This is a genomic window from Cohnella nanjingensis (genome assembly GCF_014212125.1).
GTDB lineage: Bacteria > Bacillota > Bacilli > Paenibacillales > Paenibacillaceae > Cohnella > Cohnella nanjingensis.
Window position 1 is genome coordinate 56,499 of the sequence record NZ_JACJVP010000039.1, and the last position, 16,960, is coordinate 73,458.

Consider the following 16,960-nt stretch of genomic DNA (forward strand, 5'->3'; position numbering starts at 1 on the left):
GCCCATGCCCAAACTGCCCGCCCCGTTCCGCCGATTGAACGCCTTTTTGCTCGATCTCGCGCAGGGGCTGTTCGCCGCCAAAAAGTGGATCATCGCCTATGTGCTCTTGATCTTCGTGCCGGCGACCGTGGTTCTCTTCTCGTTCTATCAGCGCTCCTCGAACATTCTGGAGGAGGAGGTCACTAGATCGATGCAGATGACCCTCAAGCAGGCCTCGCTCAATCTGACCTACAAGCTGGAGCATATTCGCGACACGTCCAATTCCGTGTTCATGAACCAGACGCTGTACAAGAATCTGATCAAGCAGGACCAGGTCGTCGCCCAGCTCGACCAATTGGCCAATCTGCGCAACCTGGCCGACACGGCCAAAGCCAACACCGACATCTACCGGCTGCGGTTCTTCGTCAATCCTTCCCGCTTGTACGCGCGGGACAACATCAACGTGTTTCCGTTCGACACGCTCGATAGCTATCCCTGGTATCCGGAGGTCAAGGCCGCGAACGGAACCATCGTGTGGACGGGCGTTTACAAGATGACCTATACCGACAGCGGCGAGCAGAGCGTCTTTTCCGCGGTCCGCCTTCTGCGCAATCCGCAGCAGTTCGAAGAGCAGATCGGCGTCCTCGCCGTCGACGTTTCCGAGGAGGTGCTCGGCACGATCCTCGGCGAGATGCGCTTCTCGACCCGCTACTCGCCGGTTTTGCTCGATGCGTCGGGACGGCTCGTCTACCGGTCCGCCGCCCCAGAGGGGGACGCCGGTTCCCGCGCCGAATTGCCCGTCGAAGCCCTCGCGGCCGTCGGCCGGTCGCCGGAAGGCATCGTGGCGTTCGGCGAGGGCGAGAACCGCGGCTATGCCATCTTCGCCACCGTGGGAACCACCGACTGGAAGCTGATCGCCCCGGTCTCTAAAGCCGAGCTGTCCCACCGGTCCGCCTCGCAGGGCCAGGCGGCGGGATTTGCCACCATCATCGGCATGACCGTGCTGTATCTGATGCTCGCGTTCCTGCTGCTCACCTTTACCGTGCAGGGGATGAAGAAACGGGTGCAGACGATCATCGGCACGATCCGGAAGGAGGGGATCGAATGGCTGGAGGAGCGGCGTTCCCTGCCTCCCGGGGACTTCCGCCTGCTGGAGCGAAGCGTTGACCGGCTCATCCGCCGCCTCAACGGGCTGATGGAGGAAACGTACAAAGCGAAGGTTCACGAGCGCGAAGCGCAATTGCGAGCTCTTCAGGCGCAGATCAATCCGCATTTTCTCTACAATGCGCTGGACATGATCAATTGGTCGGCGATCGCCCACGGAGCGGAGGACACCAGCCAGATGATCGAGGCGCTGGCCCGTTATTTCCGCCTCAGCCTGAGCAAGGGGCAGGATACGGTCGGCATTGCCGACGAACTCGAGCTGGCCCAAGTCTACCTGGACATTCAGCAGAATCGCTTTCCCTCCACGTTCGCCTACGAGATCGAAGGAGGCGCGGAGCTGGACGGCTACCGCATTCCCAAGCTGACGTTGCAGCCGCTGGTGGAGAACGCACTCTTGCACGGCATTCGCAAATCCCCGGCCATGACCGGAACCATCCGTATCCGAGCCTGGCTCGACGGAGACGACATCCGGCTTACGGTCGCGGACGACGGGACGGGGATGGACCCGGCCTTCGCCCGGCGGCTGCTAACCGAGCCTCGCCCCGATCGGCGCACGGACGGCTCGGGCACATCCTACGGCCTGTACAACGTGAACGAGCGGATCCGCTTTTTCTGCGGCGACGGGTACGGCCTGTCCATCGAGACCGCTCCGGGGTCGGGTACGACGGTCACGGTTCATTTGAAAGCGATTCCGGCGGACAGCGAAGAAGCAGTAGCCATAGACCAGAAATAGTAGGTTTACCCTCTACAGAGGGCCCGGACAGCTCCGTATAATGAGGCCATAAGCCAGCGGAGGTGTGACCCGATGAATACGGAAGTTCAAGTCATCACGGAAAGCGGCGTCGGCCCGATTGGCCGAAAGCGTGCGAGAAAGCGCGAGGGCAGGTGGAGGTTCGCGTGGCGAAACCGCGATTACTATCTTCTGCTTGTCCCCGGGCTGATCTTCCTGTTCCTGTTCAAATACGCTCCGATGTACGGGATCGTGATCGCCTTTCAGGACTTCAACATCTTCGACGGAGTCCGCGGCAGCGAGTGGGTGGGTCTGGAGCATTTTCAGAAGCTCCTGCATTCCGAGGAATTCGCTACCGTCTTCACCAACACGCTGCTGATCAGCGTCTACAAGATCGTCATTCTCTTCCCGATTCCGATCCTTATCGCGCTCATCCTGAACGAGGTCAGGCTGATGATCTTCAAGCGAACGATCCAGACGATCGTCTACCTTCCCCACTTTCTCTCGTGGGTCATCATTTCCGGCCTGTTCGTCACGATTCTGTCCCCGTCCGGCGGGCTGGTCAACCAGCTGATCGAAGCGCTCGGGGGCAAGCCGGTGAATTTCTTCATGAGCAACGACTACTTCCGCAGCCTGGTCGTCTTCACCGCCGGCTGGAAGGAGGTCGGCTGGAACGCCATCGTCTTCATCGCCGCCATCGCCGGCATCGAGCAGGAGCAGTACGAATCCGCCGCGATCGACGGGGCGGGACGCATCCGCCGGATGATCCACATCACGCTGCCGGGCATCCTGCCCACCATTGCTCTAATGTTCATCCTGCGTCTCGGCTCGGTGCTGGACGCCGGTACGGAGCAGATTCTCACCATGTACAATCCGGTCGTCTACAATACCGGCGACGTCATCGGCACCTACGTCTACCGGGTCGGCCTCGGCAAGATGGACTACAGCTTCAGCACCGCCGTCGGTCTGTTCAATTCGGTGGTCGGCTTCATCCTCGTGGTCGCCGGGAACTTCATCAGCCGCAAGCTGCTGAACCGCGGCATTTGGTAAGGGGGGGCACATTCGACATGAAACGAACCGCCAACGACTGGTTGCTTGATACTTTTGCTTATTTCTTCTTGATCGCGATCGGCCTGATGATGCTTCTGCCGCTCCTGAACGTCTTCTCGAAGGCTGTGAGCGAGGAATGGGCGATCGTTTCCGGTAAAGTCGGGATCTTCCCGGTCGGTTTTCAGCTCGATACGCTGCGCGAGGTCGTCACCTCGTCCACGTTCAGCCACGCCTTCCTGCTGTCCGTCGGCGTCACCATCGTCGGAACGGCGCTGTCGATCCTGTTCACCGCCGTCACCGCGTACCCGTTGTCCAAGCGGTTCTTGCCGGGAATCTCCTTCGTGATGGTGTTGTTCGTCTTCACGATGCTGTTCAGCGGCGGGCTGATTCCGAATTACATGCTCATGCGCCAGCTTCATTTGATCAATAACCTGTGGGTGCTCGTCCTGCCCGGCCTCATCGGCGTCTTCAACCTGCTCGTCATCAAAAGCTACTACGAGAGCCTGCCGGAAGCGCTGGAGGAGTCGGCCCGAATCGACGGCGCCAGAACCTACACCATCCTGTTCCGCATTATTCTCCCGCTGTCCATGCCGGTCATCGCCACGATCGCTCTATTCTACGCGGTCGGTTACTGGAACGATTACTTTGGTCCGATGATCTATATCAACGACACGACGAAGCAGACGCTGCAACTTTATCTGCAAAGCGTAGTCATGGAAGCCAACACCTCGACGGCGCTCACCAAGAGCGTGGAAGATATGATGAACATGTCGCCGGAAGGCATCCGCTCCGCGACCGTCATCGCCTCCACAGTTCCGATTTTGGTCGTCTATCCCTTTTTGCAGAAGTACTTCATTAAAGGCGTTCTGATCGGCTCGGTCAAAGGCTGATTCCGCCCGAGCCGTTTCGCTCGAACGACCGTTTCTCCGATGAACACGCTACCGCGGAGCGTTTCATATATCAGGCAACAGGTAAGATCACCGAACCATATGGAAAGTTACAGGAGGGGTTTAATAAAATGGCAATGGAGAACAAGAAGTGGCTGACCTCGCTGCTGTGCGCCAGTCTGGCAGTCTCCGTAAGCGCTTGCGGACCATCCAAGGGAGCATCCCCGTCCGCCGATCCGTCGGCCTCCATGGGAGCCTCCGCCGCCGCAACTACCGGCGGCAAAGAAGCCAAGCCGCAGCTTCACGCGCTGAACATCTGGATGAAAGACGACTACAACACGTATCCGGTCGCCAAGCTGATCGAAGAAAAGACCGGATACAAGGTCAAGTACGACATGCTGCCCCAGGACAAGGCGAACGACAAGCTCAACCTGCTGATGGCCTCGGGAGAGTCATACGATCTGGTGACGATCGGCGGAGACCGTTCCCTCTACGGCGATTATGCCAAGAAGGGCGCACTCGTGGATCTCGGTCCGCTCATCGAACAATACGGGCCCAACATCCAAGACAAACTTTCGCAGGATTCGCTGGACGCCCTCAAGATCGACGGCAAGATTTACGGCATCGGCAACCGGTCCTCGGCTTTCGCGAGCTACGGGCTGATGATCCGGACCGACTGGCTGGAGAAGGTCGGCATGCAGGCGCCCGCTACGGTCGACGAGTTCACGCAGGTTTTGAAAGCGTTTAAAGAGAAGGACCCGGGCGGCAACGGCGACAAGGGGTACCCCTTCACCATCACCGGCGACAGCCCGATGGTGACGGATCTGATGGGGGCCTTCAACCTGGCCAATTACTGGACGGACATCGACGGAAAGCTGGTTCCGCCGCCGCTCAATCCGGGCTTTGAAGGCTACCTGAACTATATGGCCGGCCTGTACAAGGACGGTCTGTTGGATAAGGAGTTCGCCGTCAACAAGGACGCGACGATGAAGGAGAAATTCACCAGCGGCAAGATCGGCGTGGTGTCGCTCGGCTGGTGGGACATTCCGACCGTGACGGACGCGCTGCAAAAGAACTTCCCCGATGCCAAGATCGCCTATCTGCCGGCCCTCAAAGGACCCGACGGCAAAATGGGACTCGGCATGGGAGGCGGCTTCGACCGAATTTCGTTCATCCCCAAATCCTCCAAGCATCCCGAGGACGCGATCAAATGGATCAACGCGAAGCTGGACGACGATCTGTTCAAGGAAATTGCCATCGGAGAGGAAGGCAAGCATTACACCGTGAAAGACGGCGCCTATAGCCCGATCCTGCCGGCGTTCAACGATGAGCGCAACCAGGCCAACAACTACCTGACCGGGGTCGACGAAAAGAACTACCCGATCTACTGGCAGGCGCGGGTGAAGAAGGACATGCGGCTGTACGAGGGCTTCAATTACCTGAACAATGTGCTTCCCGCCGAAGCCCGGCTGGTCGATCCGCTCGCCCTGGCTCCCTCCATGCCGATCAATTCGAAGAACAGCGCGGCGATGACGCAATTGCTGAACGATTACATGGTCAAGGTCTTCGTCGGCGAGGAGCCGGTCTCGGGACTGCCGGATTTCATCAAGAAGTTCAATGCAACGGGCGGTCAGGAAAACGAGGTCGAAATAAACGCTTGGTATGCCACCGTGAAAAAGTAAGGCAGGATTCCAGCAGATCCAATCAAACGGCTGAAACGCGCTCCCCGGACAGGTACGGCTCACGTCGCCCGCCCGGGGAGCCGATGTTGAAAAGGAAAACCGGATGCCGATGATAGGGAAGCAAATCCATTGGAGGTGGTCAGAATGGCCGATACGGTACCAACGATCCGAATACCGGAGCGCGATATTCCTGTCTACGCGGAAGCGGACGTCGTGGTCGCGGGAGGAGGACCGGCAGGAGTCGGGGCTGCGCTCGCTGCCGCAAGAAACGGGGCATCCGTATTGCTGATTGAGCAAAGAGGGTATTTAGGAGGCATGGCGACGGTCTCGCAGGTTCCCGCATTTTGTCCTTATACCGATCATATCAAGCCGGTGATCCGCGGCATCGGGCTGGAGATTCTGAACGATATGAAGAGCAGAATGGAGAACGCGTTCCAGGACGAATGGCGGGAGCGGCTCGATTGGGTGCCGATCGATGCGGAAATTTTAAAGCGCTTGCTGGACGAGAAAATGGCGGACGCCGGCGTTAAAGTGCTTTATCATACGTTCGTTGGACACGTGCTTCAGCAGGACGGCGCCATCGAAGCGGCGGTCATTCACAACAAGACCGGAACGCAGGCGGTGAAGGCAAATATTTATATCGACGCTACGAGCGATGCGGATTTGACGTATCTTGCGGGGGGGCGGTTCGCCATCGGCGGAGATGAAGGCGAGCTCCAACCGGGTACGATGTGCTTTGTGCTGAACAATCTAGACCGGAACAAATTTCTCTCCAGCTCCGAGATTCACGGCCGCGATCTAAAACATGCGATCAACAAGGCGAAGAGCGAAGGGCGATTGCGCGTGGCAAGAGATTGGGCGGGCATCTCTTGGCTCAACGACCATACGGCGGGCTTCAACTTCGGGCACATCTTCGGGATCGATGGCTCGAATGCGGACGATCTAACCCGCGGAGCGATCGAAGGCCGAGCGCTTGTCGAGCACATTACAGGCTGGCTGCGGGAAACGATCCCCGGCTTCGAGAATGCATTCCTCACGTTGACGGGAGAACAGATCGGCATACGCGAAACCCGCCGAATCGTCGGCGATTATATCATCACCGCGGACGATTTCCTGAAGTGCCGTTCGTTCCCGGACGACATCGCACGCAATGCCTATTTCATCGATATTCATATGGCTAAGCCTACTAGCGGCATGACGATGGTTCATCTGCCGCCCGGAGAGTCGCACGGCATCCCTTATCGCGCGCTGCTTCCGGTCGGAATCAAAAACGTGATCGTGGCCGGGAGAGCGATATCGACCGACAGAGCGACCCAAGGCTCCACTCGGGTGATGCCGAATTGCTTCGCGATGGGCGAAGCCGCCGGCACGGCTGCGGCGATCCTGGCCGAGCGAAGCTCGCGCGAAACGCGCAGCATCGATGTCGCGGCCTTGCAGCGCAGGCTTGTCCGTCAGGGGGCCTGGTTAGGAGATGCGATTAATGAGGGGTATCGGGATTTATAGCGACTCGAATGCAAACGCGTCCGGGGATAACGCTGGTAACGCACCTGCCCATTTGACGAGTTTAATCCCTTCGATTAAATTTAGTTTAAACGAGACGCAGGGAGATTGGGATTGTGAGAAAAGGAAACTTGGAGCTTCTGAAAAAAATAAACCGGGATCTCGTACTGGAAACGATACGCTCCCAGCAGCCGATCAGCCGCGCTAAAGTCGCGCAGCGCTTGAACTTCAGCCGTTCGACCGTCTCGTCCATCGTCGACGAATTGATCGCCAAGAAGTTCGTCGAGGAGACCGGGCTCGGGTCTTCGACCAAGGAAGGCGGGAGAAGGGCGATCGAGCTCGGGTTCAATCCGAGGTCCGGCTTCGGCGTCGGCGTCGAGCTGATGGCGAACGGGCTGCTCATCTGCATCACGGATTTGGACGGGAACGTCGTGTGGAAGGAACGCTCGGACGCCGGCAACGACTTCAAGACGATCTACGAGTGCATCCTTGCGAGCTTGGATAAAGCGTCGATATCGATGGATGCCGTGATCGCGATCGGGTTCTGCATTCCCGGACTCACAGACAGCAAGAAAGGAATCGTCGTGGATGCGCCGGAGTTCGGCTGGAAGGACCTTCCTTTCGTCGATGAGATGAAGAAGTATCTGGCCAAGCCCATCTACGCGAACAACGACGTGAACTGCGCGGCTCTCGGCGAACGTTGGATCGGCGGGGCCAAGGACCTGGAGGACTTCATCTACATCTATATCGGACTGGGCTCCGGCGTCGGGAGCGCGATCGTCGCGAACGGGAACTTGGTGCACGGCAAAGATTTCATGGCCGGAGAAATCGCCTATCTGATCCAAGAGGAAGACGTGTCCCGCAATCAAGTGAACGTGGCCGGACAATTCGGGGTCTTCGAGAAAAAGATTTCGGGCAAATCGCTCGCCGAGAACGATAGCTCGGTGCAAGTTCTTTTTCAGGGATATGCGCAAGAGGAGCCCCGTTCCGTTCAAAAGGTGAACCGCTTCGTCACCCACCTGTCCATCGGGATCGCCAACATGGTCAGCCTGCTAAATCCCGAGAAGGTGATTCTCGGCGGCGAAGTGGCCGAATATCTGAATCCCGTGTTAGAAGAAATCCGATCCAACGTTGGCCGGATGACCCCGATTCAAACGACGGTGGAGATTTCGCGAATGGGGGCGGAAGCGGGTGTCCTCGGGGTGATCGCTTACGCCTTCGATCAGGAACAGAACGTCATTTAGGGTACGGCTCGCTCATTCGATTGATTCATAGCGCGATCGGTTCGTATTTCCAATACGAACCGATCGCGTTTTTATATTGACATCGCTATGAAATCGGTTTATTATTCGATTTAGTTAGTACGTACCACGTACAAACTAACTTCAAAAAGCTGAAATTGGGGTGCCGACGGAGTGATTATACGGTGAAAAGGAACGATGCACAGCCGCTTCCAGCTGAACAGTTGTACGGTGTCGGAGTCGATATCGGCGGAACGAAGATCATGATTCTGATCGCCGATCAAGCCGGCGAAATCATCTTCAGGAAGAAAGTGAACACCTCCGGCGAATTCGACGTCATCTCCGGGCACATTACGGAATGTCTGCGTGCCGCGGCCATTTCGCTGGATCAAGTGGCTGCCATGGGCTTCGGCGTTCCGGGCATCGCCAACAGCGAGGAAGGCACCGTTATAGAAGCGCCTGCGCTTCAGTGGAATCACGTTCCGTTTCGGGAACGAATGCAACGGTACTTCGACAAGCCGATCTTCGTGGACAACGATGTCAATTGCGCGGCCCTGGGCGAGAGATGGATCGGTTCCGCTCGGAACTCGAACGACTTCGTCGTCGTGGCGATCGGAACGGGCGTGGGAAGCGCGATCATGGCGAACGGTTCGCTGGTGAAAGGCAACGATTACATGGCCGGGGAAGTCGCTTATATGGTCGTGGAGCAGGACGTTCTTGACAACCGCGCCAACGCTTTCGGCGACTTTGGGTTGTTCGAGAAAAAAATCTCGGGAGTGGCCTTGTCGCAGCACGGCACGCTGGCTCACGAATTGTTCGAGCAGTACGCTCGCGGGGACGAGAAGTCGATCCCGATCATTCATCAATTCGTAACGGATTTGTCGATCGGCATTGCCAATATGGTGAGTATGCTGAATCCCCAGAAGGTGATCCTCTGCGGAGGCGTCTCTCAATCGTTGTCGGCGGTGCTCGAACTCATTCGCTCGACGGTGGCAAGCTTGACGCCGATTCCCACGACGATCGAATTGACTTCCATCGGGGAGGAAGCAGGGGCGATCGGAGCAGTCGCTCTCGCGTTCGAAAAGGTTGGCGTGATCTAAAAAAGAGGGGGTTGACATGAACACTCACATCGCAAGCAATTACTATGAAATGTCGTTGCAAGCCGCCGAATTGATCATTCGTCAAGTCAGGCAAAAGCCCGACTCGCTGGTGTGCTTCGCAGCGGGAAATACGCCGCTCGGCACGTTCTCCTGCTTGGTGGAAGCGGTTCACGCCGGAAGGATAAGCTTCGATCAGTGCCGCTTCATCAGTCTGGACGAATGGGTCGGCCTCGGCGCTTCGGATGAAGGCAGCTGTCGGCAGACGCTCGACCGCCATTTCTTCGAACCGTGCGGAATTCAGGAGCAGAATATCCACTTCTTCAACGGAACCAGCGACGATCTGGAAGCGGAATGCAAGGCGATGGATGACTTTATCGGGGCTCACGGGACGATCGATCTGCTGCTGCTCGGCGTCGGCATGAACGGCCACTTGGGCTTTAACGAACCCCATGCCGACTTTGAACGGTATTCGCACGTTACGGAGCTCGACTCCGTCACGAAGCAGGTTTCCGTGAAGTACTTTCCGGAACAGAAGAACGTGCAGAAGGGCATTACCCTCGGGATCAAACACTTGATACAGGCGAATATGGCGATTCTGATCGCGGACGGAGAAAAGAAAGCGGACATCATGAGACTAGCGCTGCAACACGAGGTTACGAACGAAGTACCGGTCACGGTCCTGCAACGCCACCCGAACGTCCATGTCTGCATGGACGAAGCGGCGGCGGCGCTCGTTCGCTAAAGCGTTTGCTGCGATCATACATCGAATGCAACGAATCCGAGAATACCTAAATTCGAGATGAGAAGGGGATACTCCCATGTCCAAAGCGAAAGCAGCTCTGTTGTTCGGCAGTTTGTCCGTCATGCTTGTCAGTGTTGTTGGTTGCGGTTCCAATGCGAGTAACGCGGGCGATTCGGCCGGAGCTTCTTCCGGCGCTTCGTCCGGTTCCGGCAAAATCACGCTGACCGTCACTTCCTCCATGACCGACGAAGCCCGCGTCAACATCATGAACGAAACGATCAAGATCTTCAACCAAACGCATCCCAATGTCACCATTCAATACAGCCCGAACCCGTGGTCCGAATACGCCCAAAGCCTGAAGCTGGCGTTCAATTCCGGGTCGGGACAAGATATCGTCTACGTGGACGACACGATGCAGCAGATGCTGCAAAAGAACAACTACCTGATGGATATTACCGAAGACGTGAAGAGCCGGGGCTGGATCGACAAGGAAGTGGACGGAGCGATCGACTTCCAGAACGCCAGAACGCCCGGCAAGTACTACAGCGTTCCATATGCGACGGCTCCCGTCGTCGTCTACTACAACAAGGACATCTTCTCCAAGCTGAATCTGACGGCGCCGAAGACGATGGACGAGTTTAACGCCATTCTGGCCAAGGTTAAGGAAGCCGGCTACGTGCCGATGGAGAACGGCGGCATGTCCAATAATTCGAAGATGTGGTCGGTGTTCCACATGCTGTACAATCAAGCGCCGATGGACGACATCAAAAAGTTTTACTTCCAGCAAGGGATTACGCCCGAATTCGAAAAAGCGTTCGTAGCGGCTCTCAACCAGGTCAACGATTGGCAGAAAAGCGGGTATTACCGGAAGGAAGATGCTTCGATCGACGGCGCCGCGGTGCCGACCTATTATGCGAAGGGTCAGTCCGCGATGGTTCTGGGCGGCAACTGGGACATCCCGACTTACGAGGGCACGAACGTGCCGACCGGCGCGTTCGCGTTCCCGCAACAGGATGCGAACAGCCAGACGCACCCGATCGTCAACGCGACGGACGGCGGCTGGGCGCTGAACGCGAAGCTGAGCGACGAGAAGAAGCAAGCGGCGCTGGACTTCATCGACACGTTCATGAACCCGGATGTCGTCAAGCTCTGGTATGAAGGCGGTTCTACGCCAACGATCAAAGCGGACATGTCGGGGGCCCAAGCTTCAGACTTGAAGAAAGAAGTCGACCAAGCGATTCAAGGCACTCAGATGGGCTTCTTCCTCGACAATGCCGTTCCGGGACTGTTTGATATTATAAACAAGCAGCTGCAAATGATGTTCTTCCAGAAAAACACGCCTGAACAGGCTTGGGAAGAGATCAAGAAAGAATACGACAAGCTGTCCGCGGCCGCCCAGGGACAGTAGGCATCGAATCCAAGGTATGACCGATGTCCTTTAACCCTCTATGGGTTAAAGGACATCCATCCTGTATAATGAGGCGATTCTTGTGAGACAAGCAGCCATACCTCGGCAGAAGCGCACGTTCAAACGAAGGAGCGCGGAGAAGACCAATCCGCTCGCGTACTTGTTCCTTCTTCCGGCGTTTGCGATGTTGGCCTTCTTCATGATATGGCCGGCCCTGCAAACGTTCTATATCAGCATGACGAACTGGGACGGGATCAGTCCGAAGAAGTTCGTCGGATTGCAAAACTATATCCATCTGTTTACCGACGAGCCGATGTTCTTGCAGGCGATCAAGAATACGCTGCTATGGGTCGTCGGCGGCGCGACGATCCCCGTAGGTCTGGGCCTGGTTTTTGCCAATTTTCTCGTTCGCGGCAATATTCGATTCACCAAGTGGTTTCAGATGGGTTTTTTCTTCCCGCAAATTATCTCTTCCGTCATCGCTGCCGTCATCTGGAAGTGGATATACGACCCGAGCTTCGGTCCGCTGTCCGCGATTCTGGATCAGCTGGGCATCGGCCGGCCCGTCGCAGGCTGGCTCGGCAATCCCGATCTTGTCATGTACGCGCTGTTCGTGATTTTCGTGTGGGGCAGCTTCGGCTATACGACGATGCTCTTCACCGCGGCGCTGCAGGGCGTGGATACGCAGCTGTACGACGCCGCCAACATCGACGGCTGCGGCGCATGGGGCCAATTCCGGCACGTCTCGATCCCCGGCCTCAGGCAAACGATCACGACGGTCGTCATCCTGATGACGATCGGTTCCTTCAGCGTATTCGATATCGTCATGGCTACAACCAAGGGCGGTCCGGGATACAGCTCGTACGTCATCTCGTATTATGTCTACACGCAAGGCTTTATCGTCAACCGGCTGGGCTTCGCTGCGGCGGCTTCCATCGTGCTGACGTTGTTCGTTCTTCTCGTTTCGAGAACCATCATATGGATCAGAGAAAGGGATCAATAGCTTATGACCATGACCCGATCTTTGCTCATGCGACGCACGCTCGTTTATGTCATCATGATCTGTACGGTTTTGCTGACGATTTTCCCGTTCCTGCTCGTCATCAACACGTCCCTGAAAACGATGAGCGAAATCAACATCGAAGGTCCCTTGGCTCTGCCGCATATTTTCCACTGGGATAATTATTCGCGCATTTGGGACGTCGGCAATTTTGTGACCTACTATAAGAATAGCGTGATCGTGACCGTTGTCGTCGTCGCGTTCGTCGTCCTGCTATCCCTGCTCGGCGCTTACCCATTCGCATATATGAAGTTCAAGGGCAGAGGGATTTTTTTCCTGATCGTGCTCTGGGGACTTACGGTTCCGTTGGATTTGATCATCATTCCGCTTTTCAACAACTTGAAGTCGATGGGTTTGCTAAATACGATCTGGTCGCTCATCCTGCCGCAAATCGCGCTGAACATCCCGTTCTCGATTTTCCTGCTGAGAGGGTTCATGAAGGATATCCCTTACGCCCTGCTGGAATCGGCTCGGATCGACGGCTCGACCGAAGCGAAAAATTTGTATTATATCATCATGCCGATGTTGTATGCGCCCATGGTGTCCCTCATCGTCTTTACGGCGATCGGCACCTGGAACAACTTTATGCTGCCGACGATCCTGATTCAGAACGACCAATTGAGGACGCTGCCGGTCGGCCTGAACTATTTCCAAACCAAGTTCACGATGGATTATCCTATGATCGCCACGGCGGCCGTCGTCTCGGCATTCCCGGCCGCCCTCGCGTATATCGTCTTCCAGCGGAACATCCTCTCGGGCGTCATGGTAGGGGCATTGAAGGAATAAATCACAAAGGAGTTCGTTAACGATGAAAAAGATGAAGATTGCGTTAATCGGAGCGGGAAGCGTGTCGTTCGCGCTGGGAGCCTTGCAGGATCTCGTGCTATCCCCGCGGCTCCGAAACGAAGCGGAGCTCGAAATCGCGCTCATGGATATCAGCGAAGACAACGTCAACCGGACTTATCGGTATGCGAAGGAAATGTTCGATTCGTTCTCCCATCCGGCCGCCATCTGGCAGTCGACGGACCTGGAGCAATCGCTGCGGGGCGCCGATTTCGCCATCGTCGCAATCGAGGTCGACCGGTACTTCTACTGGTCCCAGGATTTTCACATTCCGCGCCGTTACGGCAGCAAACAAATCTACGGGGAGAACGGCGGGCCGGGATCGATGTTCCATACGCTCCGCAACCTGGGCCCGATGCTCGAGATTGCCCGGACGATGGAGAAGGTGTGCCCGGACGCTTGGTTCATCAACTACACGAATCCCGAAGCGAAGCTGGTCGAGGCCGTGTCCAAGCTGACTTCGATCAAGATCGTGGGCCTCTGTCACGGCTTGGATATGGGCATCCATCAGCTGGGCGAGTTTCTGGAGCGGAAGCCGGAAGAGATCGGCATCGAAGGCGGCGGTTTGAACCATTTCGGCTTCTTCACGAAAGTATGGGACAAAGAGACTGGCGAGGACCTGTACCCGCTGTTCCGCGAGAAGGAGCGGAAGGCCAATCGGCTGGCGCAATTCGACCATATCGGGCTGTCCAGAACGATGTATCAGATCTACGGCTATTATCCGTACCCGGGGACGAACCATTGCGGCGAATACGTCTCGTATGCGGACGATTTTTACGCGGGGCTGTCGCTGCAATACCGCTATGATCCGATCCGGGAGCAGCTGTGGAAGAAAGGCGCGAGAACGCCGGAGTTCGTCTATAGCGCGAGCGGCAACAGCTTGGACAAAGGGCTGTTCGACAGCGTGCAGACGCAAGAGAGCTGGGTCGAGCAGGCCTATGCATTCGATAAAGCGAAGGTTTGCCCCAGCCAGGAATACGCCATTCCGATCATCGAAGCGATCTTCTTCGACGACGAGGTGCAGCTCAACGCCGTCAACTTGCCGAACAAAGGCGCTATCCGGGGGCTGCCCGACGATATGGTGGTGGAGACGCAAGCAATCGTGAATGGCCGGGGGATCGCCTTGAAGCCCATGACCGTCGATTTGCCGACGGCCGTGATCGGCACGATCCATATTCAGGGGACGATTCACAAGCTATTGATCGAAGCCTTCGTCGAGAAGTCGAAGACGAAGCTGCTGCAAGCGATCTTGCTCGACCCTCAGGCACCGACTTACTATCAGGCTTGCGCGATGATCGACGAGATGTGCGAGCTGCAGAAGGATATTTTGCCCGCCCTCGAATGGGTGTAATCCGGAAGAGAGGCCTGACGATGGATAACGATCGATTGCAAGCGTTGCTGGCGTCGATGACGCTGAAGGAGAAGTTCGGACAGCTGACGCAAATTACGGGAGAGCTCTACGTCGGCAAGGTCGATGACGAAATGGTCGAGACCGGCCCTTCGTACCCGGGGCATATTCTGGAAGAGGAGACGCTCTATGCGATCGGCAGCGTCATTGGCGCGTCCAGCGCGAAGATGACCAACCGGATTCAAGCGGAGTATTTGAAGAGGTCCCGGTTGAAGATTCCTTTGCTCTTCATGCACGACGCGATTCACGGCTACAGGACGATTTTCCCGATTCCATTGGGACTGTCCTGCAGCTGGGACGACCGGCTCGTGCAGCGGGTGGCGGAGGAGACGGCGTCCGAGCTGCGGGCGGCCGGCATCCACGTCAATTTCTCGCCTATGACGGATCTGGCGCGGGACGCCCGATGGGGCCGCGTGATGGAATCGTTCGGCGAGGATCATCTGCTGTCCGGCGATCTGGGCAGGGCCATGATCCGGGGCTATCAGAAAATCCGCGAGGGGCAAATCCCGACGGACGGCGTGGCGGCATGCCTGAAGCACTTCGCCGCTTACGGAGCGGGAATCGGCGGGAAAGATTACAACACCGTCGACATGTCGATGCGGGAGTTCTTCGAATACTACGGCAAGCCTTACGAGATCGCGCTGCAGGAACGGCCGAAATTCGTCATGAGCTCGTTCAACGCGTTCAACGGGGTTCCGGTAACGGCCAGTCCGTGGATGCTCAAGGAGATTTTGCGAGACCGTTACGGTTTCGAAGATCTGGTTATCTCCGATTGGGGCGCGGTGACGGAGCTGCAGAGGCACCGCGTGGCCCGGGACGGCCGGGAAGCGGCCGAATTGGCGCTGGGCGCGGGCGTCGACATCGAGATGGTCTCGACCCATTACCTCGAGCATTTCGAGGCAATCATGGATAAGAGGCCGGAATTGCTGGAGGACGTGGACGCGGCCGTTCTGAAAGTGCTGCGGCTCAAAACCGAATTGGGCCTGTTCGAAAATCCGTACGCGGACGAAGCCGCGGAAGATGCGGTTCTAATGAATTCCGCATCCCTGGCGCTTGCCGAAGAGGCGGGCATCCGAAGCTGCGTCTTGCTAAAGAACGAGAACGAGACGCTGCCGCTTCGCCCGGAGCATCGGAACGTCGTTCTCGTCGGGCCGTTCGCCCGCACGCGCGAGCTGCTCGGTAACTGGGCCTGCAAAGGACGCTTCGGAGATGTCGTAATGCTGGAGGAGGGCTTGAAGCAGGCCGACGGCTCGCTATCGGTCGCCGCCTTTGGCAAGCTGGAGGATTGCCCGGAGGACGTGCTGGCCCGGTGCGATTACATTGTCGTCGCCGTCGGCGAGTATTGGGAACAAAGCGGAGAGGGACACAGCAGCGTCAAGCTCGAACTGGATGAAGAGCAGAAGCGGCTGATCCGGGCCGTGAAGGATACCGGCCGGCCGTATGCGTGCGTCTGCTTCTCCGGCCGACCGCTGGCGCTGCAGGATATCGTCGACGACATGCCGGCGTTGCTGTGGTGCTGGTACCCGGGGACGAGGGCGGGGGCGGCCGTCGCGAAGCTGCTTACCGGCCAAGCGACGCCGTCCGGGAAGCTGACGATGTCGTTCCCGCGCGATTCGGCGCAGACGCCGATCTATTACAACGAGTACAGCACGGGCCGGCCGGCCAACGCGTCCAGCTACAGCAGCCGGTATCAGGATTGCGACATCGGCCCGCTGTACCCGTTCGGTCATGGGCTAACCTACGCCGGAGCGACCTACTCGGACTTCGATATATCGGGACGCCGCATCACGGAGACCGAGGATTTGAAGGTGACCTTCCGGATTCATAATCCGAGCCGGTACGACTACTCGGAGATCGTCATCCTTTATATCGAAGATGCGGTATCCAAGGCAGTTCGTCCGGTACGGGAGATGAAAGCTTACCGGGTCGTTCCGGTTTCGGCCTATGGTTCCGTGAACGTCGAGCTGTCCATCTCCTTGGAAGATTTGGAATATTTGGATGCCGATTTGCGGCGGACGGTCGAACCGGGAGAATTCCGGATCTACGTGAACGATCTCGAACGTCCGGTGTTTACGATCGAATATTGAGCCATGAAGCGTCGGAGACGGATTTCTGTCTTTGGCGCTTTTATTTTTGTAATGGGCTATTCACGCGCCGTTCATATTC

General features: G+C 57.2%; 13 protein-coding genes. All 13 read left to right on the plus strand.

The window, feature by feature from the left end; all coding sequences use genetic code 11:
* Nucleotides 1-4 precede the first annotated feature (4 nt).
* Nucleotides 5-1,876, plus strand: coding sequence for a cache domain-containing sensor histidine kinase (locus H7C19_RS22520; protein WP_185671317.1), 1,872 nt, complete (start codon nt 5-7; stop codon nt 1,874-1,876).
* A gap of 72 nt (nt 1,877-1,948) precedes the next feature.
* Nucleotides 1,949-2,923 carry an ABC transporter permease gene (locus H7C19_RS22525; protein WP_185671318.1) on the plus strand — a complete coding sequence of 325 codons (975 nt, stop codon included), beginning with the start codon at nt 1,949-1,951 and terminating at the stop codon, nt 2,921-2,923.
* 17 nt (nt 2,924-2,940) lie between these two features.
* Complete coding sequence (locus tag H7C19_RS22530) at nt 2,941-3,813, plus strand: carbohydrate ABC transporter permease (RefSeq protein ID WP_185671319.1); 873 nt, start codon at nt 2,941-2,943, stop codon at nt 3,811-3,813.
* A gap of 128 nt (nt 3,814-3,941) precedes the next feature.
* Nucleotides 3,942-5,492, plus strand: coding sequence for an extracellular solute-binding protein (locus H7C19_RS22535; protein ID WP_185671320.1), 1,551 nt, complete (start codon nt 3,942-3,944; stop codon nt 5,490-5,492).
* 144 nt (nt 5,493-5,636) lie between these two features.
* Nucleotides 5,637-6,995: an FAD-dependent oxidoreductase gene (locus H7C19_RS22540; protein ID WP_185671321.1), complete on the plus strand. Its 1,359-nt coding sequence runs from the start codon at nt 5,637-5,639 to the stop codon at nt 6,993-6,995.
* A gap of 113 nt (nt 6,996-7,108) precedes the next feature.
* Nucleotides 7,109-8,236, plus strand: coding sequence for an ROK family transcriptional regulator (locus H7C19_RS22545; RefSeq protein WP_185671322.1), 1,128 nt, complete (start codon nt 7,109-7,111; stop codon nt 8,234-8,236).
* A gap of 221 nt (nt 8,237-8,457) precedes the next feature.
* Nucleotides 8,458-9,333, plus strand: coding sequence for an ROK family protein (locus H7C19_RS22550; protein WP_221469408.1), 876 nt, complete (start codon nt 8,458-8,460; stop codon nt 9,331-9,333).
* A gap of 16 nt (nt 9,334-9,349) precedes the next feature.
* A complete protein-coding gene (locus tag H7C19_RS22555; protein ID WP_185671324.1) occupies nt 9,350-10,075 on the plus strand; it encodes a glucosamine-6-phosphate deaminase in 726 nt (241 codons plus the stop codon).
* 76 nt (nt 10,076-10,151) lie between these two features.
* Nucleotides 10,152-11,483: an ABC transporter substrate-binding protein gene (locus H7C19_RS22560; RefSeq protein ID WP_185671325.1), complete on the plus strand. Its 1,332-nt coding sequence runs from the start codon at nt 10,152-10,154 to the stop codon at nt 11,481-11,483.
* Between the two features lie 82 nt (nt 11,484-11,565).
* On the plus strand, nt 11,566-12,486 hold the full coding sequence (locus H7C19_RS22565) for a carbohydrate ABC transporter permease (protein WP_185671326.1): 921 nt from the start codon (nt 11,566-11,568) through the stop codon (nt 12,484-12,486).
* A 9-nt stretch (nt 12,487-12,495) separates the two neighbouring features.
* Nucleotides 12,496-13,329, plus strand: a complete 834-nt coding sequence (locus H7C19_RS22570) for a carbohydrate ABC transporter permease (protein ID WP_221469409.1) — start codon at nt 12,496-12,498, stop codon at nt 13,327-13,329.
* A gap of 22 nt (nt 13,330-13,351) precedes the next feature.
* Nucleotides 13,352-14,737, plus strand: a complete 1,386-nt coding sequence (locus H7C19_RS22575) for a family 4 glycosyl hydrolase (RefSeq protein WP_185671328.1) — start codon at nt 13,352-13,354, stop codon at nt 14,735-14,737.
* A 20-nt stretch (nt 14,738-14,757) separates the two neighbouring features.
* Nucleotides 14,758-16,881 carry a glycoside hydrolase family 3 N-terminal domain-containing protein gene (locus H7C19_RS22580; RefSeq protein ID WP_185671329.1) on the plus strand — a complete coding sequence of 708 codons (2,124 nt, stop codon included), beginning with the start codon at nt 14,758-14,760 and terminating at the stop codon, nt 16,879-16,881.
* Nucleotides 16,882-16,960 lie beyond the last annotated feature (79 nt).